The organism is Stenotrophomonas sp. YJH_SMC_101-4 (assembly GCF_059370395.1).
On sequence record NZ_JCAFTP010000002.1, the window covers coordinates 739,684 to 765,075 of the forward strand.

Here is a 25,392-nt window from a genome sequence, read left to right on the forward strand (position 1 = left end):
GACCCCGGCGAGGGGAGGGCGCCGCGAGGGCGCCCTCCCGGTTTGAAACAGGAAGGGCATTGTGGCGTCCAATCGCAACAACAACTTGCTCAAGTACTACGTCAGCGGCAGGCGGGCAAAGGGCTTCCATGGTCTGACCGACCTGGCTGGCGAGGTGCTGAATCGATACGACCTGTCGGTGCAGCGGGCGTTTATTGGTCTGCAGCGCCGGGCTGGGCCGGCTACTGAGCAAGAGGTACGTGGCTCCTACAACATTCGCGCTTCTGCTCTGCGGGGGAAGTATCGCGTGGAGACGGGCGAGCGCGGCTACAGCACCGGCAAGCGTGGCAGGGACGACTTCCTTTCGATTTGGGCCAGCACGCGGCAGATCTCGCTGATCGAGTTCGGTGGTCGCTGGGCCGGTCGCAAATCCCGAGGTGCCACGGCCGGCATTGGCCTGGGCGAGTCGAAGACCTACGACGGCGCCTTCATCGCGACGATCAAGGGCCGCAGGGCCATCCGTGTGCGCGGCTGGGATCGGGCACAGCAGAAACGCCACGGTCGAGGCCCGGTTCGCATCCTCCGAGGGCCCAGCCCGTTCGAGATGCTCTCGGGTGCTGATGGCAACAGCCGCGCCCTGGAGGCCCGTCGCCGGCTGATCGAGCGCTTCCACACCACCTACCTGACAGAACTGCGCCGCCAGTGGCGCGTCAACGGAAGCTCCAATGGCTGATCGGCTGGAAGAAGCAATTCGGGTCGTCATCGAAACGCAGGGCCGCGAAGGTGTGGACGAACTGCGCGCGGCGTTCGGTGATCTGGGGGACGTGTCGGTCGAGACCGCTGGCAAGGCGACGAAGCTGCTCGACTCGCTCACTGGGCTGAACGAGGCGGCGGCGAAAGCGGATGCCTTTGACGGCATGCTAGCCGATCTCGCGCAGCTGGAGCGGCAGTTTGACGACAACCAGAAGGCTGCACTGGCGCTCAGCCTCAGCATCGGCGAGATGGACAAGCCCTCCCGCGAGGTGCTGGCAACCCAGCGGGATCTGCGTAAGGAAGGCGAGCGGCTGAAAAAAGCGCTCAATGAGCAGTGGGATGCCGTCGGCAAGGCCGACGACGAGCTTTCTTCGCTCGGCGTCAACACCGCGAACCTAGCTGACCACCAGCAGCGCCTGCGGATCGAAGTCGCCCGTAGTGCGGCTGCGCTTACCGAACAAGCCAGGGCCGCAGCGGCAGAGGCTGAGGCGGGCCGTCGTCGCAAACAGCAGATCGATGAGGCAGAGACGGCCTTCCGCAAGCAGGCCAACACCAGCAGGGCTGCGGCCAAGTCGCTGGCGGAGTATCGCGAGCGTGCCGACGACGCGACCGCCGGCAGTGCCGACCTGGCGTCGGCCACCGAGAGCACTGTCAGCTGGTTCGGTAAGCTGAAGGCTGTGGCGGCTGGCGCGCTCGCGTTTGTCGGCCTGAACCGAGTGGTCGATGGCATCAAGGCCATCGTGAAGGAAGGCAGTGACGCTGAGCAGGAGCTGTCGCAACTGGAAGCCGCTCTGCAGGCGACCGGCCGAAGCGGTGAGTTCACCGCGCAAAGCCTGGCCGCAATGCGCAAGCAGCTCCAGAGCGGGCTCTTCGACGATGGACAGATCAGTGCGGCCCAGGTACGCCTGCTGTCATACACCAATATCGTCGGAGAGCAGTTCCCGGCAGCAATGCAGATCACCATCGATCAGGCTCAGCGGCTGGGCATGTCGCTGGAGGGGTCTGCCGAGGTCGTTGGCAAGGCACTGCAGACGCCGTCGAAGGCGATGGAAAGCCTGAGCAAGCAGGGCTTCACACTGGATGACAGCCAGAAGGCGCTGATCAAGAGCCTGGAAGCCACCGGCCAGGTGGCAAAGGCGCAGGCCATCATCCTCGATCTGCTGGCCGAATCCTATGGCGGCGCGGCCGCCGCCGCGAAGGTTGGCACCATCGCTGGCCTGTGGAAGACGGCCACTGATCGCTTCAAGGATTGGAAACAGGAGGTCGCAGACCAGGGGGTGCTGACCTACTTCAAGGAGCAGCTGAACACCCTTCTGGCGACGCTGGATCGACTGGCCGCCGATGGCAGCCTGTCCCGCTGGGCCAAGCAGACCGCCCAGGCCATCATCACCATGGCCGAGGCGGTTAAAGGCACGACGCAGTGGGTTGTGGACCATGCCCGCGTGATCGGCCTGATGGCTGCCGCATATGCGCAGTTCAAGATCGTGGGGGCCCTGCTCCAGCTGAACGCATGGCGCGCAGCACTGATCGCGACCACGAATGCGCAGATTGCCAACAATGCAGCGGTCGCAAGCGGCAGCCGGGGTATCGGTCGGTTCGGCGCGTTGCTGCGCGGGTTGCCGAAGGCAGTCCCCATCACGGTGGCCGTGCTGGGATTGGAAGCGGCGATGGGCGGTCTGGATGTCCTCAAGACCGTGGCGCAGGACATCTGGAAGCAGCACGACCCGGCGCTGAAGCGTGCCGGTGAAGCGCAGCGGGCCTACATCAGCCAGGTACGCGATTCGGCGCTGCAGCTGCGTGAACAGGCGGTGTCCTTCGTTGCGTACCGTGACGTAGTCATCAAGTCGGCCGAGGAAGTCGCCAAGCTGGGCGAGGCGGAGCGGCAGGCATACGAGAAGCGTCTGTCCGGCTTGGAGCAGTACCTCACAGCGCAGGAAGGCTTCCTGCTGATGCAGCAGAAGGCCGGCGTCGCGACGGCGGAGCAGCTGCAGCAGCTGGGCCTGGTCACACAGAAGTTGCTGGAGGTGTCGACGGGCTTTGCGTCGCTCCGGGGTGGCGTCCAGACGGCTGCGGACGCGCTCATGAATGGAATCGGCCCGGCTGCCCAGCTGGTGGTGCAGCAGTTGGCTGGGATCGACGGGAACGCAAAGCTCGCGAAGGAATCGATCGGCAAGGTGTTTGAGGGGCTCAACTTCGCAGACACGGCGAGCCTGGAGGCGGTCGGAGCGGCGTTGGGCTACATCGCCTCCCAAGGCGCCGCCGCAGAGCGCAATGTGCGTGATGGGTTGCTGGAGACGCTGAAGAAGCTGTCCGGTGACGAGCTGCTCCGCTTCCAGGCTTCGGCCCAGTCGGCGTTTGAGGCTATGCCGCAAGGCGCCACCAATGCCGCCGCCGTGCTGCAGACCACGCTTGTTGCAGCAATGGAGCGGCTTGGTGTTTCCGCATCGCGCATGGGCGTCGGCTTCAGTGCTGGTGGCAAGGATGCGATCGCCGCGTTCGGAGCAGTGGCTGAGAGCGCGATCGCTACCGGTGTTCAGATCGAGACCGCATTCAAGGCAGCGCTTGGCAAGGTCGCGACGCTGGACGAAGCGCGCACGCTGGGCGCGCTGCTGGAATCGGCAGGGCGGCAGGGTAAGGTCGGCTTCGATGCGGCCGCGCGGTCAGCCGCAGCGCTGAACGCTCGCATCCGCGAAATTCAGGTTGCCATCGATCCGCTGGCCGACGAATTCGCCAGGCTTGGCATCCAGTCCCAGGCGTCGCTCAATGCGACGCGGGACGCCGCCAAGAGCGCCTTCGAAGCGATCCGTGACGGCGCGGCCAGGGGCAAGGCATCCGTGGAGGACGTGCGTCGAGCCTTCCGGGCATATGCCGATGCAACGCGAGCCGCAGCCGCAGACAGTGATCAGTGGCGCCGGGACAACGTCGATAGCCAGCTTGCAGTACAGGAATCGATCTACGACACCGAGCGCAGCATGCAACGGCTGGGTGATGTGAGTGACGTGGCGATGCGGCAGCTGCAGGACGGTGCCAGCCGCAGCCGGGAGCGGCTGGACGAGGTGCGCCAGAGCGCGGGTGGTGCGGCGGACCAGGTTGACCGGGTAGGGAGTAGTTCCGAACGAATGGGCAAGCAGATGGGACAGGCAGGTGCCGCCGCGCAAGGAATGGCGTTCGGCATTGGCGAGGTCTCCGAATCGGCGTTGCAGGCGATGCGCAAGCTTAGCGGCCCCAACCCGCTTGTCCAATTTGCCAATGCGCTGAACCGGGTCACTGACCAGCGCAAGCAGCTTGCTGAGTACAAGGCAGAGCTCCAGGCGACCGCCGACGCTGAGGACGAACTCTCCAAAGCTGCGAAGGAACGGCTGGCAGGGCAGTTCGACTACGTGGGAAAGGGCGAAATCGCAGAGGTGGCGCAGCTGGAGGCCCAGGTCATGCGGCAGCGGCAGCAGCGAGACCAGGAGGCCGCTGCCGCGCTCGCCGAGCGCCGCAAGCAGGCTGAAGCTGAGGCAGAGGCGCAGGCGAGGGCGGATGCCGCCCGTATCGGCAGCAACGGCCGCAATGAGCAGGTCATTGTCATTGACTGGAAGTTGCCTTCGAAGGAAGTGGTGGCTGGCGCCACCGCAGCCGAGGTGCAGCAAGCGCAGCGCCTCGCGGGCCTCGTCGCTCCGTTGGTCCTGCGGCAGGTGCAGCAAAGCAGGGCCGTTTCCGTGCGAGGGCGTAGCTGATGACCCGCATCGTTCTTGCCGGAATCGAACTGCCGGCTGACCTTCAATGGACCGATGAGTTCACGGCCTGGAAGGTTGGGCAGCAGGCGCGTACAAGCCTGACGGGTGCCTTGATTGTCCAGGAGTCTGCGCGACAGGCAGGGCGGCCGATCACGCTTCAGACATCCCGGGACGGTACCGCCTACGTCGGCGTCGTCAGTCTCCCCGTGCTGCGGGCGTTGCAGGCCAGTGAGAGCGAGGCCCGCCTTGCGCCGCTGGATCTGGTCATGCCTGCCCACAACAGCGGCGAGCGGTCATTCCAGGTGCGGTGGCGCCGCACGGATGGGCCGGCCATCGAAGTCGATCCCACCCGCTTTGCTGTCCCCGCGCTTGATGCAGACCTCTTCTCCATCACCCTTCGCCTCATGACGGTCTGACCAATGACGATCCTTGCAACCGATATCAAGATGCGCCAGTCGCAGCGCCTCACCGACAACTCCGATGGCGGCGGCCGCATGGTCCAGGCCGAGATTTTCGACGGCGCCATGAACAACCTGTTCCCCGACATTGGTGATGAAGAGCGGACCACGGGCCGTTCCACGTTGCGCAAGATGTTCGTGCACGTGGACACGCCCGGCGCGGACGTGCTGAAGGATGCGATCGCGGTGCTGATCGACCCGCCATCCGATCCGCGCGTGACCGTGACCATGTTCGCTACCGGCTCCTACAGCGATGTGCGCTTGGACGCGAAGAACCGGGTGGAGAGCTACATCACACGTGGCACTGAATCGCGGTTCATCCTGCTGGGTGACCACTTCATCGGCCAGATGACCATCCAGGTCTACACCACCAAGGATGCGCCGAGCCCGGACATCAACGACAACCTGAGCCTGCTGACGTTGGGTGCCTCGGGCCGCGATCCCGGCGAGCAATACGTGCGGGTGAAGAATGTGCTTTCTCGGACTACGCGGACGTTCACCGATGACCAAGGCGCTTTCGAGCGCGATGTGCTGGTGATCGAGCTGGTGAATGCGCTCCTGCTCAACTTCTACGGGCAGGAGGTCATCCGCTACTCGGCCACGAAGCCGGCTACCCGCGTCTATGAGACCAACGTTGTCGACGCCACCAGCTACCACAGCGTGAAGCGGCTTACCGCTGCTGGGAAGCCGGGTGACCTGTCTGTGCAGATCGACTCGCCCTATGTGCCGATTGTCCCCACGTCCACCGCAGAGACCGCCGTGAGCGATGTTCTGGCTGGCATGGGTACCCTGAGCCACGTTCCTTCGGGGCCGGCCAACAGCCTAGCGCTGAGTTTCAGCAGCACGTTCGCGGCGGGTGTTGCGGTCACTCGCTTCCTCGGTACCGGGATGGCTGTCGGAAGCGTGAAGGTGCTGGTGGGCAGCATCGAGCTGACGGATGACGGCACCGGCGGCCTGGCCTCTGCAGCGGTCACGCCGTGGACGGGCTCCGTCGATTACCAGACGGGTGCGGTATCGCTTGTTCACTCCACCGGCGTGGGCAGTACCAGCATCAACATCACCGCAACCCCGGCCGGCACCATCCCCATGCAAGGCTTCACCGATGAGATCGGGGTGACCCAGAACAACCAGGGCATGGTCTGGCTGGCCCAGTTGGAGCCGCTGCCGGCGCCTGGCACTGTCGTGGTGGACTACCGCGCGCTCGGCCGCTGGTATCGCCTGACCGACAACGGTCGTGGCCAGCTCGTTGGCAAGCCCGGGCAGGGCAGCGGCACCATCAACTACATGACCGGCTCGCTGGTGCTGACCACCGGTGCGCTGCCCGACCTGGACAGCAGCATCATCAGTGCTTGGGGCACATCGATCATTGCCGAGGCCCGTGCGGGCGACACCAACATCAAGCCACCCGCACTGCGGTTCATGCTGGGCAATGCCGGTGCCGCGCCCGGGACCGTGCGCCTGACGGTGCGGGTGGGCGGCGCGGATGTGAACGTGGTCGACAATGGCGTCGGTGGCCTGCTCATCGCCGGACAGCTTCGCGGCTCGGTCGCCTATGCAACGGGCGAGTGCCTGCTGCAGCTGGATACGCTGCCCGACGCCAATAGCCAGGTGGCGGTCAACTACGACTGGGGTGAGCCGCTCCATGCCGCGCCGCAACCGGTGCCGGATGGAAACGGCCTGGTGTCATTCACGCTGCCGCAGGGGCCGGTCAAGCCGGGCTCGGTGATGTTGGACTGGGTCATTACCGTCATGCGGGACGCCTACGATCTGGCCTCCGCTCCGCAGCCCATGCGCGTCATCGCCAAGGACGACGGCAACGGCAACCTGGTGGCGGTCTCGGTGGGGGACACCGCCGCCACCACTGCGCTGGGAGCCATCAACTACAGCACCGGCGCCGTGAGCCTGCAGGCTGGAAAGTTCATGGTTCGTCAGGTGTCCTACCCCCAGTACGAACTGCGCTCGGGGCGGTTGAAGGTGGTGGGCTATGGCCGCGTGGACGTGCTGGCGCAGTTCTCCCCAGGCACGCTCGTCTCGGTTGGCTGGACGCTGGCCGGTGCGGGTACGGAATCGGCCGAAGAATCGTTACCACTGCCGCCGGTGTCCCTGCAGCTGACGCCGACCATCAGCGACAGCATCGTGCCTGGCAGCGTCAGGTTCAGCTTCCGTGGTCGGACCTACGTGGACCGCAGTGGCGGTCTCTACCACACGGTCGATCCTCTGACCGGAGCGGGTGTCTACGCCGGCACCATCGACTACACCGCTGGTGTGGTGAGCTTGATCCAATGGCTGGCCGGTGGCGCCAACAGCGTGCAGATTCAGTCTCTGCTCACGCGTATCGGTGACCCGGGCGTTGCCAACAGCTTCTTCCGCGCGCCGGGCTCGCCACTGCGGCCGGGGATGTTCACGCTGCGTGCCAACCGTCTGGACGGCGAGCTGCTGACGGCCACGGCTGACATTAATGGCGTGATCTCCGGTGCGCAGATCCGCGGCACGGTGGACTGGGAGAGCGGCGTCGCCAAGGTGCAGTTCGGCCAGTTGGTGCCGGTGGCCGGCAACGAGGGGCAGCCCTGGTTTGATCCAGATCTGGTGGAAGGTGACCGGATCTGGCGCCCGGCGCTCGTGCTGGCCGGCTCCATCTACATGGGGGCGGTCGTCTACCGCTCGATTCCGCTGTCCGAGGTCGTCATCGGCCTGTCGTCGGTGCGGCTCCCGAGCGACGGGCGCGCCCCGGCCTTCAAGCCAGGGCAGACGGTCCTGATCCACCACACCGCTAAGCATGTGGTGGCCTCGCCCCAGGCGAACCAGACCGTTTCCTTCGGCCGTGGGCGGGTTGCGGCCATCGAGGTCAGGGATTCGCTGGGCGCGCCGGTGGATGCGGCGTGGTTCGTGGCTGACCTAGACGCGGGCACGCTGAAGTTCAGTGATCCGCTGAACCTTGCTGCCTACACGCTGCCCATCACGATCAGCGAGCGCGTTGAGGATCGGCGGCTGGTGGTGCAGCCGCAGATCACAGGCGAGATCGAAATCAACACAGGCCTGACCCATGACTATCCAGAGGGTGAGGCGATGATCAGCACTGCCCTGCGTCTGGGCGAGGCGAATGGCTCGCTGGATCTGCAGGCGCGGGTGGTCAACCTGTTTGACCAGGCTGCCTGGTCGAACGTATGGGCCGATGCGCCGTCCGGCAGCGTGGCCCCTGGTACCTACAACGACACCGACTACCCGCTGGTGGTGACCAATGCTGACGCGATCACTGAGCGCTGGGCTGTGCGGTTCACATCCGCGACGCAGTTCGAGCTGATCGGTGAGACGGTCGGTGTGATCGCTACGGGGAACACGACTGCGGACCTTGCGCCGGTAAACCCGCGCACGGGGCAGCCCTATTTCCGCATGCGGAAAGAGGGGTGGGGCGGTGGTTGGTCGACCAACAATGTGGTGCGGTTCAACACCGTGGGCGGTCTGGCTCCAGTGTGGATGATTCGCACGACGTTGCCGGGAACACCCGAGGGGGCGACCGACTCGACCCGTCTGCAGGTTGTAGGAAACATTTAAGGAGAGTTGTGTGTCGAATGTACCTTCGGTCTACAAAAGCACAGACGCGGGAGCTCCTCAGCTGAGCGGGCAAGTTGGCAGCCTTACCGCGTTGTTGGACGCAGTCCTTGTTGATGGATATGGAGTAGGGGCGACAGCAAAGCCGGGTGCGGGGTGGACGCGCGAGCTGGTGGCTACAAATCGGCGGGCTTACCGCAACGATCCTGTTGCCGGTACAGGCTTCTATCTGGATGTAGATGACTCCGCTCAGGTAGGAACTGCACGTTTTGCAACGGTTCGCGGTTATGACGTTCTCCGTTCATTTGGTGACGGGGATAGTCCCACTCCCCAGCCGAGTCAAGCTGCAAATGGGAGTGTGGTTGCAAAGTCGAGGGAGTTGTCTGGTGCCTCGGTGCGCTGGGTCATTGTTGCTGATTCCCGATGTTTCTATCTTTTCATCAACCCTGGCCCAGCAAACCCGGTTGATCAACGTGCACCATACTTCTTCGGTGATTTTAGATCGTACAAGCCTGGCGATTCGCAGGCATGGTGTGTGGGTATCAACGGCTTGGCGACGTACACTGGTACTGAGAACTTTGATGGGTGGATATTCTCCACCGCTAACACTCTGACATCGGTTGATTCAAATCGTCCGGCGCTGTATTTGCCGAGCTCTTTTGATTCTGCGTTCCAAGCTGTACCTGCATTTCTGTTTGGCGGCGATCGCTCCACACAGAGCCGTCCTTGGAACACGGTGGCCTCAAGGGTATCGGTGTATCCAAACCCGGTTACGCAAGGTCTGTTGTACATGCCGGCTGTAATCATGGAGGGAAATGCGCGTCCTCGCGGTGAGTTGCCGGGCATGCTTATTCCAGTGCATGTGAGGCCTTTTACCGATCTTGTCCCTGAGCCCGTTCCCCCAGATCTATCAGATGCAAGTGGTCTGATACCTGTGAACTATGCGAGTGCGTTCGCATCCGGTTCTCTCGCCGGTGACTACATCGGGCAGCTCCTATTTTTGGAGGGAGGTGGCTGGTGGTGAGCAACGCAATGAGGGTTGGCCGATTTGGGGTGGTGCCAATGTTTGCTATCGCCGGGCGAGGCTATCTTGCCGGTGAAGCGCCGACTGAGGAGCACCCTGATCGTGACGGCAGGTTTCGCATCATGAATGCACCGGCGGCAGGACGTGTTGTAGTAGTCGATAGGCGATCTCTCTTGGTTGTTGCGTCGACTCGATCTAAGGGAGACGGAACGTGGAGGGTGGGTGGTCTTGATCCTCGCAGGGACTACCTGGTGATCGGGCTGGATGATCGGGGCGAGCACAATGGAGCGCTACAGGACTGGGTGAGGCCTGTCGTCGATGGCTGACCGTGTCCTGGAGCAGTTTGGGCGCTTCGTCGGGCTGAACCTTGGTCCTTTAGACCCGCGTCTTGGTCGAGCTGTCAGTCTGAACCTGGGTGTCAATTGGGATGACGACGCACCTGAGCCTGTTGTCCGTGGAGTCCGAGCTTCCGCATCCGTTCGCTGGGCTTCGGCAGACACTCTGCGCCGTGCGATCCGGGTTGGCTGGGGGCAAGCGGCGTCGGCGACCCAATCGGTGCACACGTCTTGGGGCAAGGCGTTGTCCGCACGTCAGTCATCGAGGCTGACCTGGGATCTTTCGCCTTGGTTGCAGGAAGGGCGCCAGTTGGTGTGGCGGGAGGCAACGGGATCGGTGGCAGCAGCCTGCTCTGTGGGGTGGGGCTCCCTCGGCCTGGCGCTAGCGCAGTTGTGTCTCCGGTGGCACATGGAACCGGGCATCGTGTCAGCCGGGTCTACGGTTGGCTGGCGATTCCTCGACCGCGCTTCCCGGGCGAGCAGACTGTCATGGAGGGGGAGTACCCCGGCAATCACTGCTCAACTATCTGCCAGATGGCGACACCCAGATCTGATTAATCGTCACACTCGGCTGCCTTGGGGCCCCGCAAAGGGCATCCCGTGGGGTGTGCGCCCCACGCCCGGACCTGGGCCAGATCCAGAGCCGGAAAGCCCCTTTCCCAAGGGAGATCGGGTCGCTCTGAATCTTGGTTGCCCGGTGATCGGTTTCCCGGGCCTGGCACCACTGAATCTTGGCATTGCCGCTTGCTATGTGGTGCGCCCTCAACGTAGGACCTATGTCGTGATCAACACGGTCTCTCTTGTTCGCCTCCCGGATCGCACTCCCATTGAGGTCACGCAGATCTCGCTCAGCTCCAGTCGCAGCACGTGGGGATGGACGTTCGACATCGAGCTGGCCGATCCGCAGCAACTCGCATTGCTGAAGCCCACCGCTGCGGGGCCCAGGCAGTTTGAGGTCAATCTCAATGGCTACGTCTGGACGGGCATCATCGAGAGCTTCCAGAAGCAAAGGGAATTCAATGGTGGTGGTGTTCGCCTGAGCGGCCGTTCCCGCACCGCGCTCCTGGCCGCGCCGTACGCGCCAGCTCGGGTGAAGGCCACCACGGAAGAGCGCAGCATGGCGCAGCTTGTGGCCGAGGAGCTGGCCGATACCGGCTTCACCAGCGAATACGACACTGTTGACTGGAACGTGCCGGCAGGTGCCTGGTTCTATGACGCCAGCACGCCGCTAGACGCTATCAGCGCGCTCGCCGAGGCGAGCGGCGGTGTCGTGCAGTCGGACCCCGCCGCGCTCGCCATGCGTGTGCGCGCTGCCTATCCGGCCAGTCCTTGGGATTGGCGCACCACTCCGCCGGACCATGTGCTGCAGGAGGACATCGTGCTGACTGAAAGCCTGCAGATGCGTAGCGCGCCGCTGTACGACGCTGTCGTGGTGACGGGTGAGCTGGCAGGCAAGGGCGTCACGTGCAAGGTGCGCAAGTCGGGAGAGGAGGGGCGCCTCTATGCCCAGCAGGTCAGCAGCCCCTTGATCACCGTGCCGGCGGCGGGCGCGGAGCGGGGCAGGAACATCCTGTGCGATCGCGGAGAGCAGGCGGCCGTCGACATGACGGTGCCGCTGTTCGCTCAGCCGCTCAAGGCCGGGGAGGTCGGGCTGCTGTTGCCGCTGGATCTGGTTGAGGTGATGGGTGCCGATGGCACCTGGCACGGCCAGTGCGAGTCGCTGCGGATCGAAGTGTCTGCAGACGACAGGGCCGTGGTGATTGAGCAGACAGCAATCCTGGAGAGGCACTACACCGATGCGGACTGACCTGTGGGATCAATTCGGTGACCTGGTTGGCGGCAGCCCGCGGCTGATCGCCACAGTCACTGCGCACAACTCCGATGGCACCAGCAGCCTGACCACCTATGACGGCGTGCAGATGCGCGCCTTCGGCCAACTGCAGCTGGCACCGCCCTACAACGTGTGGGTGCGTGGAGGCAGGTTGGTGGAGGCTGCTCCGAATCTGCCGCTCTATGAATTGATCGTTTGACGAAACTGGGCGCTGCCCGGATGCCGGCAAGCATCCAGGCGGCGCCGCAATACGGGTAGTCTCAGCGCTTGGCATTGGCCGTGGCCCTGTCCCCTCGCGAGAGCGGCGGGATTGTCTTCCTCGATAGTCGGACTATTGAAAGAAGAGCTTTTGGAATTACCACTTTCTCGGCGGTCCGTGTAGAGTCCAAACACCGAGCGATGCAATGGAATGTCGATGAAAAAGCGGAAGAAGCTGCCGAAGAAACTGCTTAAGAGCTCGAATCAAATAAAATCTTATCAGGCAAGAAGGAAGCTAATGGCGAACCAGAAAAATGGGCGGTCGGCTAAGCCGGTCGAGAGTGCAGTCAAACCTCACCGCCACCTTAGTATAGTTGCCGACAACGTGCTGAAACCTCTTTTTGTTGGGCTAAGTTGCGTCGCGATCGCTGCATGGCTTGGCGCGGCAATTTGGATGAAGCGGGATCTCCAAGGCTTCTTTCGTAGCTTTCCAGTTGATGTCTATCTGGCCTTGCTCCTCGTCACAGTAGTGGTTTGGCAATGTACTGTTGATCTGCTGGATTGGAAGGGGGCTCCAGCGAAAAACTTGGCGTCTGTAGGGTGTCGTCTGGCCGGATTGTTCTTGGCCTTGTTTGCGCTAGTTCAGCGGGATGTTATTACGTCTCCCTTTGATTGGTTCGGAAAGCTGTAAGGATGCCTTGAGAGAGCTGATGCGCATCTCGGCCGGGCGCTTCGTGGTCCCGACCAACTACCACCCTCAGGTCCGAGATGTGTTCGCCGGCTTCGACCTGGTGCCGCCGCAGCTGGACTACACCATCGGCGACGGGCAGGGGAGAGGGAAGAAATTCAGAGAGCTGATCATCAAGAGCTGGGACGACAGCAAGGCCACCCTGCTGTAGACGTCACGCAACTTGCTGGAGCAGGTCCTCGCGATTGTTGCGTGGCGTGTTGACGGCACGGCCGACCCTGTACGCCTCCATGGACGGAGGCGAGCTTGCCAGCAGCATCGCCATGGCATCGTCGGGGCTGACTGCCATCCACTCATCGATCTGGCCGGCCTGCAGCCATACCGGCATGCGGTCGTGGATGTCGGCGGAGACACCGCTGCTGTCGCCGGTGATGATGGTGAAGGTGCCAAGGTTCCCGTCGGGTAGTAAGGGGCTGGTGTCCTCCCACAGACCTGCAGCCAGCAGCGGTTGCGCCGCGTGGATGAACCACGGGTCTTTCTTGCCGTCCTCGGGGCTGACCGACCACTCGTAGTACCCGGACATGGGGATTACGCACCGGCGCTTCTTGAAGGCCGACCGGAACGCCGGCTTGGTAGCCACCGTCTCGATCCGGGCGTTGATGGTCGAACCCTGCAGGCCCTTGGCCTTGGCCCAGAACGGCAGCAGGCCCCACGCCAGCCGAGTTACCTGCCGGCCTTCGCCGCGGTCCAGGATCACCGATGCGCGCTGCGTCGGCGCAAGGTTGTAGCTGGGCTGGATCTCGGCCAGGCCGGGAGCAAGGTCAGCCAGCCCCGGCTGGCCGAAGTCGATTACGGGGAGCTGGACGAATCGGCCGCACATATGGAGCATGTACCCTTACGGCTGTGACGCCACTGACAATTCCGGGTAGCTATGGGGACGGAGAAGTTCAAGCCATACATGGAATTCACCGCACAGGGAAAAGCCTACGAAGCCCTGATGTTGATGATTTCGCAGCTGGAGAAGAGGGTACATTCGCCAGCGGAACTGCTGCCGGTCGTGGTGTTTATGGCTTTCACCGTGGAGGCGTATCTAAACTCCTTGGGCGCCAGGAACATTGAGTTCTGGGATCAGATCGAGCGCATTCCCTGGAGGAAGAAGGTCGAAGTTCTGCATTTGCATGCAGGCAAGGAATTTGATTGGGGAAGCAAGCCTTTACAGTACGCCAATCAGCTCTTCACGCTTCGCGACAAATTGGCCCATGGGAAGCCTGAGGTAATCGAGGGGCCTGTCTGTGCAACTCGTCAAGAAGCCGAGGAAAAGCTCCTTGTGGAGATGGTGAATCCGCCTTGGTTGAACACGCTGGCTGGGGGGTGGCTTGGAGGCGCAAGGGATAGGTTCCGGGGGCTAATGAATCACCTATCCGGTCTCTATGGTCTCTCCCCTGCTGATCACCAGCTGCATTCCCAAGGGCGCTTTGAGACGATTCATCCGGAGGCGGAATAGGCTTCGAACGTTGCCTCGGGTTCTTTCAGAGCTTCCTACCTTCCCGGCATGTAGGTGCAGCCCGACCCAACAGAGCGAAGTTGCCCGATGGTGTCAGCCGGGGAGGTCGGGCATCCTCACTTCGCCGGATCCGGGGCCGCAGGCAGCTCAACCCGGGGGCGCGTGAGCAGCGCCATGCCGGCATAGAGTCGAGTCAGGCTCGACTCTCCGATTCGGGCAAATTGACGATTTCGTCAAATCGCCGATGCAGCGCTTAACAACTCCTTCCTCGAACGATTCAGGCAGGTCGCTGCCGCGTTCGCAGGATCTGCGACGGCCGGTCGTATTCTTCCGGCCATGCGTTCCTCCCACGGCTACCACGGCTTCCGCACCGCCCCGATCCCCTCTGGCTGGGTCCAGACAGGCGAGCGCTGGGCGCTCTGGTACAACGGACGCGAGACGGCCAGCGTCACGCCCGACGGCGGCCCCGGGGTGCGCCTTTGGATGGAAGGCCAGAAGATGTGGCATGTGAAGCAAGTCCGCGCCGCCAACGTTCGACAGGCGAAGCGCTACGCCGAGCGCTGGTGCGCGGCCAGGCTCTATCCCGAACTGCCGCTGCGTGAGGCCGTCGCCCGGCTGACCGATAGCACGCCGATCCAGCCGCCCCCGCCACCGCCTGGCCTGCCTCCGACGCGCGAGCAGCAGCAACAGGTCCGGCGCCTGGCCGAGGCTGGGGCAAAAGAGATTGAGCGGATCAAGGCGGCGCTGGAGCCGCGCACGCCGCCGGTAGAGACGAAGCCCCGCCCGAGGGACGCACGCAAGGCGTGGTTGAGAGAAGGCCTGCAGCGGCTGCGTCATCGATAGTCAGCATGCCGCCATGATGGGATGCACGTGAAGTAGCATCGCAGTGCGCCTGGTCTGGGACTGGGCTGGATTTCTCCAGCCCCGCCCTGCCATCCCGTGCCTCAGATGAGTGGAGCCGGGGTGGCGACCTTCTTCGCTGCCTTTTTGGCGGCTTTGCGCTTAGGTATTGCTACCTTTTTGACAATCGGCGTAGCTGGTGTGGATGGCTCAGGCGTGCCTACTGGCACCTTGAACTTGTGTTTTGCTGCGTGAGCCATCACTGCGTCAAAAACGCTGCCCGATTCTGATGGATTCTTGAAGAGGATAGCCAAGTGTCGCCCCTCGTAATCCTTCTGCAAGACCTGTTCCGCATAGCCTGCTAGCGCTTCCATGAGTTCCCGGAAAGATGGGCCGACATGTGGTGCTAGTGCATTGAAATCGCTGACTGGCTTGTCTAGGTGCTTTCCCAGTCGAAGTGCAAAAGCAAGGCTCGCCAATATACGGTTTCCGTGCACGAGAACACCATGTTTCGGCCCTGACTTCTTGGGTAACTGGCTTTTGGTGCTCTCTATCCAAGCGTCAATTGCTCTTAGGCAGATTGCAGCATTAAACGCGCGCGAGCCTGTGGTTCCGGGATTGAAAATCGTGGTATATGGCGGCTTGGTAAGGTCTACGTAAAAACGGCCAAGACCCGTTTTGACTTGGACTGCCAAGTTTGATTTACCTAGTGCGCACGCTAGGGCAGACGTTACTTCAAGGACGTCGCAGCTGTTGGCCGAGGGAGAATACTCATCGCTACGCATGTACTGATAGTCGATGTGCTCCATCGCCATTTCCTCTCGGAGGCGGTGCTGCTGAGGATCTTGTGCAACAAAGTCGCGCGGTTCAATACGGTTTTGCAGGTTGTTTGCTTTGGCCACTTCCTCGCCAAATTTATCTGGCGCATGGTTGAGTAGAATTACTCTTACAGAAACCCGAACCTTGCCAAGAGAAGCCTCGTCCTCTATGAGGCCCAAGGTGCTGACAGTCTGCGCGCCATTCACGATTGACGCTCCAAGCAGCGAGAACACGCCTGCATCCCGCGTTGACCCCGCTGCTGGTGCCTGCGAAGTGTTCTCCGCGATGACGGTGATTCCGTTATTAAAGTACCAGAAACGTTCCGGTGCATCCTCCGCAGTCTGACGGATCTGGGCGTTTACATCGGTGGTCCCCAAGGAATGACGGATATTAGAGGACAGCAGTCGCTTGCCGTGGTCTTTCCACCACTGACGAATCGTTAGTCCATCAACCAGTCCGAAGTACGCGGGGTACGGTTCTCTGACGAAATGCCAATGAAGCATTTGGCAATCGAGAGACACATTCCCTCTCGCCCCGTCAGATGCGATAGAGCTGTAAACCTCTTTGAGCCCGATGGTGGAAGAACTTGCGATCGGGGTAATTCCACCAGAGTTGACCTCCTCCTCAAACCTGGTGATATGCGCGGTAGCCGGGGGTGATAGGACGCTCGCTCCAGTTGAGACGACAATTAAGTGGATAGTGGTTCCTGGCTCTTGGAGTCGCTTGGTAATATCGGCCACCTTGGACGCCAAGCGCGCGTGAAAGCCAGATGCATTAACTTCAATAAGGTCGAAAGCGCCCTTAATAAAGGACCCAATGTCCTTGGCGGCCGGTTCGCCAAATCCCGCATGTATCCACTTGGACTGAACCAAGATCACTCTCGCTTCGTCAGCCTCATAATAAGCTGCGTCGATACCGTTATCGTCTTGCCCGTCCCAGATACTCTTGACCGCGTCCTGTACAGAGCAGTCAGTTGCCATCTGCACTGCATGAGCTGCCAAGGCGCGGCTCAGGAACATATCGTCGTTCAGCTCGCCATGAGGATTCAGCGCGGTGCCAAACGTGGCCTTCAGCCGTGTCGCAATCTGAGAAGTGTGAAGTTTAGACATCCCTATCTCTACAAAGGTGAACAAGCGGACTTCGATTGTATGACATCCCGCTTATGCTGCTATGGGTGGCGGTACGGGTGTCAGTGTCATTTAAGTCAATGAATTTGCGGTCTTATTTGCGGATTGCAAATCCGTTTACAGCGGTTCGATTCCGCTTGAGGCCTCCAATTGAAAAGCCCTGACCTCGGTCAGGGCTTTTTGTTTGCCTGGATACCGGCACGCGCCCGGATCGATACCCGCTACAGCCGGGCCAGCGCCTGCACCGTGGCCTGCGTGAGCGGCTGGGGCAGAGCATCCAGCGCGAACCAGCCCAGCCCGGTCTGAACCCCCGGCTCTTGGATGGAGGCCTCGGCACCCGCAGCTGCCCGAGCCTCGAAGATCGGCGCGACCCAGTGCTGCGCGAGCGCAGGCTCGAAATGATCGGCCACGCACAGCAGGCGCAGCAGCGTCACTTCCAGCGCCGTTTCCTCGCGGATTTCGCGGACCACGGCGGCCTCCACCGTTTCCATCCAGTCGACTTTGCCGCCGGGCAGGCCCCAATGCCCGCGCTCCGGATCGCGTCCGCGCTGGATCAGCAGGATGCGGCCGTCGGCATCACGGACGACGGCGCCGCATCCAACGCGGGGAATCTGCAGTTCAGTCATGGCGGAGAAGGAGAATGAAAAAGGACGTTCCACATTCTTGCATGCACGCCGCATCAGTGGACCCGCGCTACGCTGGGCACCTGTGCATCAACAGCTTCACGAGGGTGTCGCATGCTTATCCGGCAACTCAGCGCTGAAGACGCCGAGATTCTCTGGCAAGCGCGGTTGCAGGCGCTTTGCGAGTCGCCTGCGGCGTTCCTGTCCACGCTGGCCGAGGCGCAGAATGACTCGGCGGAGGTGATGCGCGCCCAGCTTGCTGATCCCGGTACGCGCTACTTCGGCGCTTCCATCGACGGCATGCTTGCGGGCTTCCTGCGTTATGTACGCCCGATGCGGATGGCGCGACGGCATACGGCGGAAGTGCACAGTGTCCACGTGGGTGCTGGCCATCGTGGCCAGGGCATCGCCCGTCAGCTTCTTCTTGCAGCGTTCGCGGCTGCGCGCGCGCTGTATGAATCGCTGGGCTTCAGCGTAGTTGGCACAGAGCCGCGGGCAGTCAAACGCGCGGGCAGCTACGCGGATATCGTCTCGTACTGGATCTCGCTGCACTGACGGTGAAATGTTGCCGCGGGCACGGTCATGTTTCCGTGGCACGATGAGGCTGGACACATGTTCCAGGAAGACAGGGCGATGCACGTTCAGGTATCCAGCAGGGAGCGCGTGGCGCCGGATCACCGTCACCAAGCGGAGGATCTGCTCCGCGAGGCGTTCCCGGACATGCAGGGCGACGGCTATGCCATCCCGGGGCCGGTCGCTCTGGTCCTGGCGATGGAAGGTGATCAGGTGGTCGCCCACCTCGCACTGTACGAACGCAACGTATTGCTGGACGGCGAGCCGGAACGCATAGGCTTGATCGGCGGCGTGGTGGTACGCGTTGACGTTCGCAGGAAGGGCATCGCGTCACGCTTGATCGAAGCTGCGCACGCCAAGTTGCGCCAACGCGGTATCGATTTCGCCGTGCTGTTCGCCCTGGATCATCGGCACTACGCCTCTGCGGGCTATGTGCCAATGCAGAACGAGACCTGCTTCATCGAAGACGGTCACGCGCGCCGTTTCGTCTATCGAGGCGGCATGGTGGCCGCGCTGGGGGAGCGCCGCTGGACCACGGCCTTGCTCGATCTGCAGGGCGAAACGGTCTAGAGAGCTAGACAGAAGCCCCCACGGGCGTCTCCGCGCGGAAGTTGCGCCCGACCGGTTCGCTTACGCCCAGGTAGTGGCGGAACAGGTAGATCAGCGGTTTCCAGTGCGCAACGTCGATGTGCTGGGTGCCCGCCACGGTGATCGCTTCGTGCGCATGCACGCAACGGATCCGTCCCTCAACGATCACGAAGCCCTGGCCGTCATCCTCGCCGGGCGGGTGCATCGCCATCACGCTGACTTCCACCTGCAGCGGGCACTCGGCAATCGCCTCTGGCGCGACGTGGGTGGAGGCGACTGCACTGAATCCACCCAGCGCGAACTTGTCGCGCACGTGCACGTAGCCCATCGCCTGTTTGGCAGTGGGCACCGGATCGCAGCCTGTCGCCCGCGCGATGGCCTCGACCTGTGCGGCCTGTGCGGATGAGGGGAAGTTCAGTACGCACTCGTTGCGCAACTGCAGGTTGCGATAGCCTTGGCCCTGCACGCCGAGGCCCAGCACCACCCGGTTGCCCAAGGCCCAGAACGAAGACAACGGACTGATGTTGCTGCTGCCATCGTCGTTCAGCGTGGTCATCAGCAGCACCGGTGTGCCGGGATACAGGACCGAAGGGGTGATGCGGCGGCGGGGGATCGGAGCGGCTTTCACGGCAGGCCTTGCGCTATCGGGGTGTCCACTGTGCCGTGGCAGCGGGTGCCGATGCTTCGGCCTGCATCGAACTGTCGGCGCGCAACGGCGTGCCACAATGCGGGCATGGTCCACACCTCCGGTTCCCTTGTCAGCGTCGGTGCCCTGGTCGGTGACCAGGCGCGCGCGGCCATGCTGCTGCAGCTGATGGATGGGCGTGCGTATACCGCGACGGAGCTGGCTCGTGTGGCCGGAGTGACACCGCAGACGGCGAGCACGCATCTGCGCAGGCTGATTGAGGGCGATCTGCTGGTCGCCGTCGCGCAGGGGCGACACCGCTACCACCGGCTGGCCTCGCACGAGGTTGCCGACATGCTGGAGGGCATCCTGCGCGTTGCCGACCGCACGCCGTCCTGCACGGTTTCCGCATCACGCAGCATGCCGGCGTTGCGTCAGGCGCGGAGCTGCTATCGGCATCTGGCTGGCGTGCACGCAGTGGCGATCACCGACCGCTTGCTGGGGGCAGGACACCTGGTCCCGCACGAGGGGCATTGGCAGGTGAGTGTGGAGGGTGCAGCGTTCCTGCGGGAGCTTGGCCAGCCGCTGACTGAACTGTTGCGGCTTCCCGTGACGGTCAAGCCTGCACGCTATTGCAGGGGGTGCCTGGACTGCACCGAGCGGCGTCCACATCTGGCGGGCCTGGTCGGCGAGGCGATGCTGGACAGCTTCGTGAGCAACGACTGGCTCCGACGCGTCGAGGGCCGGCGCGAACTACGCCTGACTCCGCCGGGGCGCGAGGCACTGTGGCGGCTGTTCACCCTGGCGACCTGAGCCCTGCGGTCAGTCTCAGCCACCTGCGACATGGAAAGGCGCTATGGTCGAGTTCCACGTCTTAGGGAGCTGCAATGGCGAGCAAGGACACTACGGATCGCTTGCGGCACGGAGCGAATCGGAAATGAGCAAAATCATGGCAGATGTGCGCTGGTTGACCTTTCGGCTCAAGAACGGGCAATCCATCGGACCGGATCGGCTGAAAGACGGATGGGTGATTGCCTCGGAAACCGCCCGCTGCGAAGTCCGCCGCGAGCATATCGAAGGATCGGGCCTGGTCTATGCTCTGTACGCCCCGGCCAACCTGGCCTCACCGCGGCGCGCCGAAATGCGCATGCGCGAATTCCTGATGAGCTCCGGCTACACCTTCACCATGGGCACGCTGGGCGGCTGACGCCGCCCGTTGGGATCACGGGCGCACGGTCAGTGCCTGGCCGAGCATGCCGATCGGACCGCGTGCATCGTGCAGCACCGTGCTGGTCAAGCCGAGACCCTGGTGGCCAAACGACACCGACGTATCGAAGCCCAGCCACTCGCCTTCGGGCATGCCGAACAGGTGCGCGGTCAGATCGAGGTTGGGGAAGGCGACCTCCTTCGGATCGGCGCGCACGGCCATGCCATTGGACAGATCGAACAGGGTGGCGGCACGGGCCAGTGGACTGACCGGCTCGCCGTCCAGCAGCGCATGCTTCGCGCGCGCCCAGTAGGTGGCACGGCCTGGCCCCTGATCGTGCCGGCGGATCTCCACGCTCTTGATGAATCCGCCTGGGCAGGCCGTACCTGGATCCCATGCGGGCATTGATTCCGGCGGTGCAATGGCAGCGATCGGCGTGCCGGCGATGGCCTGCGTATCGTTCGGGCGCATCAACCATGCACGCACGCGCAGCGCCGGGCGATCGTCATGACGCAGCGTAGCTTCGACCAGTTCGATGGTGCGACCAGCGCGCAGCACCTGTACGTCGGCCTCCATCGCTTCGATCGGAATGGTACCGAGCAGTCCTTTGGGTGGGTCCCTGATGAACTGCGGCACGCGGTGGTCTCAGTGCTGTACCGCCTTCAAGGCGTCGACCACCTGTGCTTCCGAAAAGCCACAATGCCCTTCGCCCACTGGCGGCAGCACGCGCGGCAATGGTCGCGCGCCAGCCCGTGCAGCCATCTGCGGATACACCGCCTGCATGTGCGGCACGATGGTGGGGTCGTTGTGGTTGAACTGGATCGCCAGCGGTCGCTTCACCGCGCCGGTCAATGCGAGCGCATTGCGGACATGCGCCTGCGCCGCAGGCACGGGATCGATGCGCTGCACGCCGGCATTGAACGCGGCGTCGTCACCGAATCCGCTGTACACCACACCAAGGTTGCCGACCGGCATGCCGCCGCTGCGCGTGGCCAGTTCATGCAGGACCAGCGCATGCAGGCTGATCGTGCCGGCCAGTGCATCAGCGGAGACCTGCAGCCGCTGCGCCAGCAACGCGGCGTGCAATGGATCGTGCTGCAGTGCATTGGCGATGCCCTGGTACAACTCGCCCTGTGGCAGCGCGGCGGCTTCGCGCGATGCCAACCCGGTGCCCGGCAGCCCCTTCGCCTTGGGGAAGAAATAATCGAACGCGACCAGCGTGGTCAGCAGGTCGGCCGCGATCTGTTCGCCACTGAGATTGGCACCGCACAGCGACACGCCACCGGCATAGTGCTGCGGGAAGCGCTCGAGGCTGCCAATGGTCACGGCACCGCCCATCGAGAATCCCAGCATCCAGGTGTGGCGCACATGCTTGAGTTCAGCCACTACCTGCTGGCGCAGGCGTTCCGTATCGGTAATCGCATCGGTCACCGCCCAGCCCTGGCTGGAGTATGCGCTCTGCGCGACGGCGTAACCGGCGCCCAGCAGCGCTGCCGTGCTGTCGTTGGCGGCCATCGGCGTGGTGCGCGGCACGCCCACGGGCTCATAGCCGTGGGCCAGCATCACCAGGTCGCCGTTCCAGTCTGCCGGTACATCCAACCGCCAGGGCGCGCCCTGCAGTTCGCCGCTGAGCATGCGTGCCGCCGTCGGCGGTGCAGCCAGCGATGTCATCCAGGGCAGCAGGCAGAGGGCAACAGTGCATCGAAGCAAGGGACGCATCGGGGTCATTCCATGCGGGAATGGCGCCGAGCATAGATGCCAACGAAACGTTGCGCGCGCTGCACTGCCGCAGGGGGTTGCGGGCCGAACAGGCGGCGCTCTACGCTGGCGGCATGGCCCTGCACAGCACCGCGTCGATTATCCGCATTCCTCACGGGAAGGCGGGGTAGCGCGCGGTCGTCACGGCCATGCAGCCCGCCCGGGAAGGCGGGCTGCACGCAGCGCTCTCCCGGGTAGATGAATCCACCCAGGAGAACGCAGATGCACGACTTTTCATCGAACGACCCTGCGCCGACCCTGCACCTGGTGTGCGGCAAGATCGGTGCCGGCAAATCCACCCTGTCTCAGCAGTTGGCATTGGCGCCGCGCCACGTATTGATCAGCGAAGACGCATGGCTGGCGGCGCTGTACCCGGGCGAAATCCATTCCATTGCCGACTATCTGCAGCGCGCAGCCACGTTGCGCACTGTGCTGGCCGATCATCTGCGCGCATTGCTGCAGGCGGGTGTTTCGGTGGTGCTCGATTTTCCATTCAATACGCCAGCCAGCCGCGCGTGGGCACGTGAAGTGTTCTCGCCGGCTGGCGCTGCACATCAACTGCATTTCCTCGATGTTGCCGACGACGTCTGCAAGGCGCGGCTGCGCGCGCGCAATGCACTCGGCGAGCATCCGTTCCAGGCCAGCGACGAGGAGTTCGCACAGATCACCCGCCACTTCGTGGCACCGGCCGCGGAAGAGGGCTTCGTGGTGATCCGCCATACGGCGTAGGACTGGGCGCGGTGCCGGTCAGGTCGCGGGCACCGGTCCACCGCATGCGACGCGATGCATCGGGAAGTCCATTGCCTGCTTCGGATTGTCCTGCGCGATCTCGATGCGCGCATGCGCGCGCTGGTCGTCGAGGCGCCGATAGTGGATACGCTGCGGGAAGTCGTTGGCGGGATTCTCGAACACGGCTTCATTGCCATCGACCCGGGTGGCGTTGAAGTCTGTGGCGTTCTGGCCAGAGGGCAGGGCGGTCAGCACCAGGCGTCCATCATCGTGCTGGCGCAGCTGCATGAACTCGAAGCCCACCGTGCGGCCATCCCGCAGGGTGCGGCTGCTGCCGAACAGGGTGTTTCCAGCCAGGATGGACCACTGCTCGCCGGCACCGGCCGGCTGGCCATCAAGCTGCCAGCAACCGGCCAGCCAGGCCAGGTGTTCGATCTTCGAGGGTGAGGCGGACAGTGCGTGCGGGGCCGCGAGCAGCAGCGGCAACAGGGCCAAGGCGATGCGGAGAGACATCGGTGCCTCCATGCGCGGGAATGTGCGGCCTGTATAGCGCCCGGGGGATCACGCGGCCAGTGCCGTCCCTTCCAGTGCTGATTCCGATACGATCTGTCGCATTGAGCCATTTTTGATTGACCCGGAGTCCCGCCATGGTCGACCGCCTCGCCATCCTTCTTGAACGCTTCGCGGTCACGGCTTCGGTGTTCCATGCCGGCGCGCTGTGCGGCATCAACACGCTGGAGGGTGAGGATGAGGCGGGTCAGTTGCACCTGGTGCGGCGCGGGCCGCTGCAGGTCAGTCACGGGCAGCAGACCGTGCAGGTCGAAGTGCCGAGCCTGCTGCTGTATCCGCGGCCGATGCCACATCGCTTCAGTACCGACCCGCAGCAGGGCGCCGACATGGCCTGCGCCAACCTGCATTTCGAGGGCGGACGGCTCAATCCGATCAGTGCTGCGCTGCCCGATTTCATCTGCTTGCCGCTGGCCGACCTGTATGGAGGCAATGCGGCGCTGGAACTGCTGTTCGAAGAGGCGTTCGAGCAGCGCTGCGGGCGGGCAGCGATGGTCAACCGGCTGTTCGAGGTGGTGATGATCCAAGTGCTGCGCCAGCTGATGGAAGGTGGCGAGATGCGCGGCGGCCTGTTCGCCGGGCTGGGTCATCCGCGGCTGCGGCTGGCATTGGTGGCGATGCATGAAGCGCCAGCACAGTCCTGGACCCTGGAAGACCTGGCCGAGGTCGCCGGCATGTCACGCAGCGTGTTCGCCGCCAGCTTTCGCGAGGCGATGGGCACCACGCCAGGCCAGTACCTGCAGGGGTGGCGGGTTGGGCTCGCGCAACAGGCGCTGCGGCAGGGGCGGCCGCTGAAGCGGATCGCCGACGAAGTGGGCTATGGCAGCGAAGCGGCGTTGTCGCGCGCGTTCAAGGCGCATACCGGGCAGTCGCCACGGGAATGGCGCGGGCAGGCGCGGGCCAGCGCGGCCTGATCGGTCAGCCCAGCGCCAGCCGGGCCAGCTTCATGCCACCAAACAGACCGGCCAGGCCCAGCGCCACCGAGCCACCGGCATACAGTGCCGCCAGCCCATGCTGGCCACGCTGCAGCAGCAGGCCGATCTCCAGCGCGTAGGTGGAAAACGTGGTGTAGCCGCCGAGGATGCCGGTGGCCAGCAGCAGGCGCAGCTGCGGCGAGGCGCCATTGCGCATGGCAAAGGCCTCGACCACCACGCCCATCAGCAGCGCACCGCTGATGTTGATCAGGAAGGTCGACCAGGGCCAGGGACTGCCGACCGCCACCCGCGCGCCGATCAGGTTGCAGGCGTGGCGCAGGCAGGCGCCGATGCCGCCGCCGACGAAGACCAGGAAATAATTGTTCAATGCTTGCATGGCGTGCCTCGAATGCGGGTTCGCAGGGTCAATGGCGAACGCCGAGGGCAGGCACGACCTGCCGTCGACGAACACCGGGTTCGTCCTGGCAGGAGCCATCAGCCTTCTCAGGCGGTTATCGGGGGAGCCCCATCCCCATCGCGGTCCATGCTACCAGCGGCGGTGCATTCACGTCATCGAGGTCGTCAGAACGCGAGCCACCTTGCTGCGGCTGAAGCCATCCATCAGCAGTTCGAACGCGAGCAGATCCAGCGCCGCATGGCGGCGGTGGTCGATCTCCAGCCCGTTCTCGGCCACCAGATGGCTGACCAGCTCGTAGGCGTCCTGCCAGACATCCAGATGGGCCTGGCTGGGGATGTAGGCACTGCCGGGCTCACCGACGCCGAGCCCGCTGACCCCGTACAGCAGCTCGCGGGCGTCCAGCTTGGCCGCATCTGCGATGCGGAACAGCTGTTCGGCTTTCACGTGCGAGGCGCTCACGTGATCGTTGAGCCAGTTGCTGATGGTTGCTGTCGTTGATTTGGCGGCGCGTGCCAGATCGGCCGGGCGTGGGTGCCCGGCTTTCTTCATGGCTGCCGCGAGTC

26 protein-coding genes and 1 riboswitch are annotated in these 25,392 nt (G+C 63.5%); of the genes, 17 read left to right on the top strand and 9 right to left on the bottom strand.

Features of this window, described 5'->3' with window-relative positions; genetic code table 11:
* The first annotated feature begins 61 nt into the window (after positions 1-61).
* The 9 genes from AC5P8D_RS09685 to AC5P8D_RS09725 all read left to right on the top strand — a co-directional run bounded on the left by AC5P8D_RS09685 (position 62) and on the right by AC5P8D_RS09725 (position 12,748).
* A complete protein-coding gene (locus AC5P8D_RS09685) occupies positions 62-712 on the top strand; it encodes a hypothetical protein (RefSeq protein WP_495203277.1) in 651 nt (216 codons plus the stop codon).
* Positions 705-4,454, top strand: a complete 3,750-nt coding sequence (locus AC5P8D_RS09690; protein ID WP_495203278.1) for a Laminin subunit alpha-2 — start codon at positions 705-707, stop codon at positions 4,452-4,454. Before AC5P8D_RS09685 ends, AC5P8D_RS09690 begins: the two co-directional genes overlap by 8 nt.
* Positions 4,454-4,870 (top strand): hypothetical protein, encoded by a 417-nt coding sequence (locus AC5P8D_RS09695; RefSeq protein WP_442247063.1) that lies wholly within the window; start codon positions 4,454-4,456, stop codon positions 4,868-4,870. The genes AC5P8D_RS09690 and AC5P8D_RS09695 overlap by 1 nt, the downstream gene beginning before the upstream one ends.
* A 3-nt stretch (positions 4,871-4,873) precedes the next feature.
* Entirely contained in the window at positions 4,874-8,464 is a 3,591-nt protein-coding gene (locus AC5P8D_RS09700) for a hypothetical protein (RefSeq protein ID WP_495203279.1), read from the top strand.
* A gap of 10 nt (positions 8,465-8,474) precedes the next feature.
* Positions 8,475-9,485 carry a hypothetical protein gene (locus AC5P8D_RS09705; protein ID WP_171953913.1) on the top strand — a complete coding sequence of 337 codons (1,011 nt, stop codon included), beginning with the start codon at positions 8,475-8,477 and terminating at the stop codon, positions 9,483-9,485.
* Between the two features lie 1,116 nt (positions 9,486-10,601).
* Entirely contained in the window at positions 10,602-11,627 is a 1,026-nt protein-coding gene (locus AC5P8D_RS09710; RefSeq protein ID WP_495203280.1) for a hypothetical protein, read from the top strand.
* A complete protein-coding gene (locus AC5P8D_RS09715; protein ID WP_329759741.1) occupies positions 11,617-11,850 on the top strand; it encodes a hypothetical protein in 234 nt (77 codons plus the stop codon). Before AC5P8D_RS09710 ends, AC5P8D_RS09715 begins: the two co-directional genes overlap by 11 nt.
* Before the next feature lie 216 nt (positions 11,851-12,066).
* Positions 12,067-12,540 carry a hypothetical protein gene (locus AC5P8D_RS09720; protein ID WP_495203281.1) on the top strand — a complete coding sequence of 158 codons (474 nt, stop codon included), beginning with the start codon at positions 12,067-12,069 and terminating at the stop codon, positions 12,538-12,540.
* Positions 12,541-12,559: 19 nt separating this feature from the next.
* Positions 12,560-12,748, top strand: a complete 189-nt coding sequence (locus AC5P8D_RS09725; protein ID WP_336331291.1) for a hypothetical protein — start codon at positions 12,560-12,562, stop codon at positions 12,746-12,748.
* A 3-nt stretch (positions 12,749-12,751) separates the two neighbouring features.
* Here AC5P8D_RS09725 and AC5P8D_RS09730 read toward each other — a convergent pair whose 3' ends face one another.
* The gene (locus tag AC5P8D_RS09730; protein WP_301655180.1) at positions 12,752-13,417 is read right to left on the bottom strand and encodes an SOS response-associated peptidase; all 666 of its coding nucleotides are present in this window, start codon (positions 13,415-13,417) and stop codon (positions 12,752-12,754) included.
* Between the two features lie 78 nt (positions 13,418-13,495).
* On the opposite strand from AC5P8D_RS09730, the gene AC5P8D_RS09735 reads away from it, so the two are divergent.
* A complete protein-coding gene (locus AC5P8D_RS09735; protein ID WP_301655181.1) occupies positions 13,496-14,041 on the top strand; it encodes a hypothetical protein in 546 nt (181 codons plus the stop codon).
* A 336-nt stretch (positions 14,042-14,377) separates the two neighbouring features.
* Positions 14,378-14,884 (top strand): hypothetical protein, encoded by a 507-nt coding sequence (locus AC5P8D_RS09740; protein WP_495203282.1) that lies wholly within the window; start codon positions 14,378-14,380, stop codon positions 14,882-14,884.
* 101 nt (positions 14,885-14,985) lie between these two features.
* Here the strand turns inward: AC5P8D_RS09740 and AC5P8D_RS09745 are convergent, their stop codons facing one another.
* Together AC5P8D_RS09745 and AC5P8D_RS09750 are read right to left on the bottom strand one after the other, a co-directional pair.
* On the bottom strand, positions 14,986-16,833 hold the full coding sequence (locus tag AC5P8D_RS09745; protein ID WP_301655183.1) for an AIPR family protein: 1,848 nt from the start codon (positions 16,831-16,833) through the stop codon (positions 14,986-14,988).
* Between the two features lie 215 nt (positions 16,834-17,048).
* Positions 17,049-17,507, bottom strand: coding sequence for an NUDIX hydrolase (locus tag AC5P8D_RS09750; protein WP_029380061.1), 459 nt, complete (start codon positions 17,505-17,507; stop codon positions 17,049-17,051).
* 57 nt (positions 17,508-17,564) lie between these two features.
* Between AC5P8D_RS09750 and AC5P8D_RS09755 the strand changes: the two genes are divergently transcribed.
* Together AC5P8D_RS09755 and AC5P8D_RS09760 are read left to right on the top strand one after the other, a co-directional pair.
* Complete coding sequence (locus tag AC5P8D_RS09755) at positions 17,565-18,005, top strand: GNAT family N-acetyltransferase (protein WP_049455309.1); 441 nt, start codon at positions 17,565-17,567, stop codon at positions 18,003-18,005.
* Between the two features lie 57 nt (positions 18,006-18,062).
* Positions 18,063-18,593 carry a GNAT family N-acetyltransferase gene (locus tag AC5P8D_RS09760; protein ID WP_239682786.1) on the top strand — a complete coding sequence of 177 codons (531 nt, stop codon included), beginning with the start codon at positions 18,063-18,065 and terminating at the stop codon, positions 18,591-18,593.
* A 4-nt stretch (positions 18,594-18,597) separates the two neighbouring features.
* On the opposite strand, the gene AC5P8D_RS09765 is transcribed toward AC5P8D_RS09760, so the two are convergent.
* Positions 18,598-19,239 (bottom strand): flavin reductase family protein, encoded by a 642-nt coding sequence (locus AC5P8D_RS09765; protein WP_197601745.1) that lies wholly within the window; start codon positions 19,237-19,239, stop codon positions 18,598-18,600.
* Positions 19,240-19,344: 105 nt separating this feature from the next.
* On the opposite strand from AC5P8D_RS09765, the gene AC5P8D_RS09770 reads away from it, so the two are divergent.
* Together AC5P8D_RS09770 and AC5P8D_RS09775 are read left to right on the top strand one after the other, a co-directional pair.
* Positions 19,345-20,049: an ArsR/SmtB family transcription factor gene (locus tag AC5P8D_RS09770; RefSeq protein WP_049413266.1), complete on the top strand. Its 705-nt coding sequence runs from the start codon at positions 19,345-19,347 to the stop codon at positions 20,047-20,049.
* Between the two features lie 124 nt (positions 20,050-20,173).
* The gene (locus tag AC5P8D_RS09775; RefSeq protein WP_043402175.1) at positions 20,174-20,443 is read left to right on the top strand and encodes a hypothetical protein; all 270 of its coding nucleotides are present in this window, start codon (positions 20,174-20,176) and stop codon (positions 20,441-20,443) included.
* Between the two features lie 15 nt (positions 20,444-20,458).
* Here the strand turns inward: AC5P8D_RS09775 and AC5P8D_RS09780 are convergent, their stop codons facing one another.
* Positions 20,459-21,079, bottom strand: a complete 621-nt coding sequence (locus AC5P8D_RS09780) for a thioesterase family protein (protein WP_495203283.1) — start codon at positions 21,077-21,079, stop codon at positions 20,459-20,461.
* A gap of 9 nt (positions 21,080-21,088) precedes the next feature.
* Positions 21,089-22,162, bottom strand: a complete 1,074-nt coding sequence (locus AC5P8D_RS09785; RefSeq protein WP_125438103.1) for an alpha/beta hydrolase family protein — start codon at positions 22,160-22,162, stop codon at positions 21,089-21,091.
* A 261-nt stretch (positions 22,163-22,423) separates the two neighbouring features.
* On the opposite strand from AC5P8D_RS09785, the gene AC5P8D_RS09790 reads away from it, so the two are divergent.
* A complete protein-coding gene (locus AC5P8D_RS09790) occupies positions 22,424-22,930 on the top strand; it encodes a P-loop nucleotide/nucleoside kinase family protein (RefSeq protein ID WP_010486051.1) in 507 nt (168 codons plus the stop codon).
* 18 nt (positions 22,931-22,948) lie between these two features.
* Here the strand turns inward: AC5P8D_RS09790 and AC5P8D_RS09795 are convergent, their stop codons facing one another.
* Positions 22,949-23,443 (bottom strand): DUF6265 family protein, encoded by a 495-nt coding sequence (locus AC5P8D_RS09795; protein WP_010486050.1) that lies wholly within the window; start codon positions 23,441-23,443, stop codon positions 22,949-22,951.
* A 134-nt stretch (positions 23,444-23,577) separates the two neighbouring features.
* On the opposite strand from AC5P8D_RS09795, the gene AC5P8D_RS09800 reads away from it, so the two are divergent.
* Complete coding sequence (locus AC5P8D_RS09800; protein ID WP_010486049.1) at positions 23,578-24,411, top strand: AraC family transcriptional regulator; 834 nt, start codon at positions 23,578-23,580, stop codon at positions 24,409-24,411.
* A gap of 4 nt (positions 24,412-24,415) precedes the next feature.
* On the opposite strand, the gene crcB is transcribed toward AC5P8D_RS09800, so the two are convergent.
* Positions 24,416-24,808, bottom strand: coding sequence for a fluoride efflux transporter CrcB (crcB, locus tag AC5P8D_RS09805; RefSeq protein ID WP_010486048.1), 393 nt, complete (start codon positions 24,806-24,808; stop codon positions 24,416-24,418).
* Positions 24,809-24,890: 82 nt separating this feature from the next.
* A riboswitch (Fluoride riboswitch) is annotated at positions 24,891-24,954 on the bottom strand.
* Positions 24,955-24,976: 22 nt separating this feature from the next.
* The gene (locus tag AC5P8D_RS09810; protein WP_010486043.1) at positions 24,977-25,378 is read right to left on the bottom strand and encodes a transcriptional regulator; all 402 of its coding nucleotides are present in this window, start codon (positions 25,376-25,378) and stop codon (positions 24,977-24,979) included.
* Positions 25,379-25,392 lie beyond the last annotated feature (14 nt).

Bases quoted from the DNA above. Each gene is read 5' to 3' on its own strand.
- AC5P8D_RS09690 (WP_495203278.1), top strand. From the start codon at position 705: ATGGCTGATCGGCTGGAAGAAGCAATTCGGGTCGTCATCGAAACGCAG.
- AC5P8D_RS09695 (WP_442247063.1), top strand. From the start codon at position 4,454: ATGACCCGCATCGTTCTTGCCGGAATCGAACTGCCGGCTGACCTTCAA.
- AC5P8D_RS09700 (WP_495203279.1), top strand. From the start codon at position 4,874: ATGACGATCCTTGCAACCGATATCAAGATGCGCCAGTCGCAGCGCCTC.
- AC5P8D_RS09715 (WP_329759741.1), top strand. From the start codon at position 11,617: ATGCGGACTGACCTGTGGGATCAATTCGGTGACCTGGTTGGCGGCAGC.
- AC5P8D_RS09720 (WP_495203281.1), top strand. From the start codon at position 12,067: ATGAAAAAGCGGAAGAAGCTGCCGAAGAAACTGCTTAAGAGCTCGAAT.
- AC5P8D_RS09725 (WP_336331291.1), top strand. From the start codon at position 12,560: ATGCGCATCTCGGCCGGGCGCTTCGTGGTCCCGACCAACTACCACCCT.
- AC5P8D_RS09730 (WP_301655180.1), bottom strand. From the start codon at position 13,417: ATGTGCGGCCGATTCGTCCAGCTCCCCGTAATCGACTTCGGCCAGCCG.
- AC5P8D_RS09735 (WP_301655181.1), top strand. From the start codon at position 13,496: ATGGAATTCACCGCACAGGGAAAAGCCTACGAAGCCCTGATGTTGATG.
- AC5P8D_RS09740 (WP_495203282.1), top strand. From the start codon at position 14,378: ATGCGTTCCTCCCACGGCTACCACGGCTTCCGCACCGCCCCGATCCCC.
- AC5P8D_RS09750 (WP_029380061.1), bottom strand. From the start codon at position 17,507: ATGCGGCGTGCATGCAAGAATGTGGAACGTCCTTTTTCATTCTCCTTC.
- AC5P8D_RS09755 (WP_049455309.1), top strand. From the start codon at position 17,565: ATGCTTATCCGGCAACTCAGCGCTGAAGACGCCGAGATTCTCTGGCAA.
- AC5P8D_RS09760 (WP_239682786.1), top strand. From the start codon at position 18,063: ATGTTCCAGGAAGACAGGGCGATGCACGTTCAGGTATCCAGCAGGGAG.
- AC5P8D_RS09770 (WP_049413266.1), top strand. From the start codon at position 19,345: ATGGTCCACACCTCCGGTTCCCTTGTCAGCGTCGGTGCCCTGGTCGGT.
- AC5P8D_RS09775 (WP_043402175.1), top strand. From the start codon at position 20,174: ATGAGCAAAATCATGGCAGATGTGCGCTGGTTGACCTTTCGGCTCAAG.
- AC5P8D_RS09785 (WP_125438103.1), bottom strand. From the start codon at position 22,162: ATGCGTCCCTTGCTTCGATGCACTGTTGCCCTCTGCCTGCTGCCCTGG.
- AC5P8D_RS09790 (WP_010486051.1), top strand. From the start codon at position 22,424: ATGCACGACTTTTCATCGAACGACCCTGCGCCGACCCTGCACCTGGTG.
- AC5P8D_RS09795 (WP_010486050.1), bottom strand. From the start codon at position 23,443: ATGTCTCTCCGCATCGCCTTGGCCCTGTTGCCGCTGCTGCTCGCGGCC.
- AC5P8D_RS09800 (WP_010486049.1), top strand. From the start codon at position 23,578: ATGGTCGACCGCCTCGCCATCCTTCTTGAACGCTTCGCGGTCACGGCT.
- crcB (WP_010486048.1), bottom strand. From the start codon at position 24,808: ATGCAAGCATTGAACAATTATTTCCTGGTCTTCGTCGGCGGCGGCATC.
- AC5P8D_RS09810 (WP_010486043.1), bottom strand. From the start codon at position 25,378: ATGAAGAAAGCCGGGCACCCACGCCCGGCCGATCTGGCACGCGCCGCC.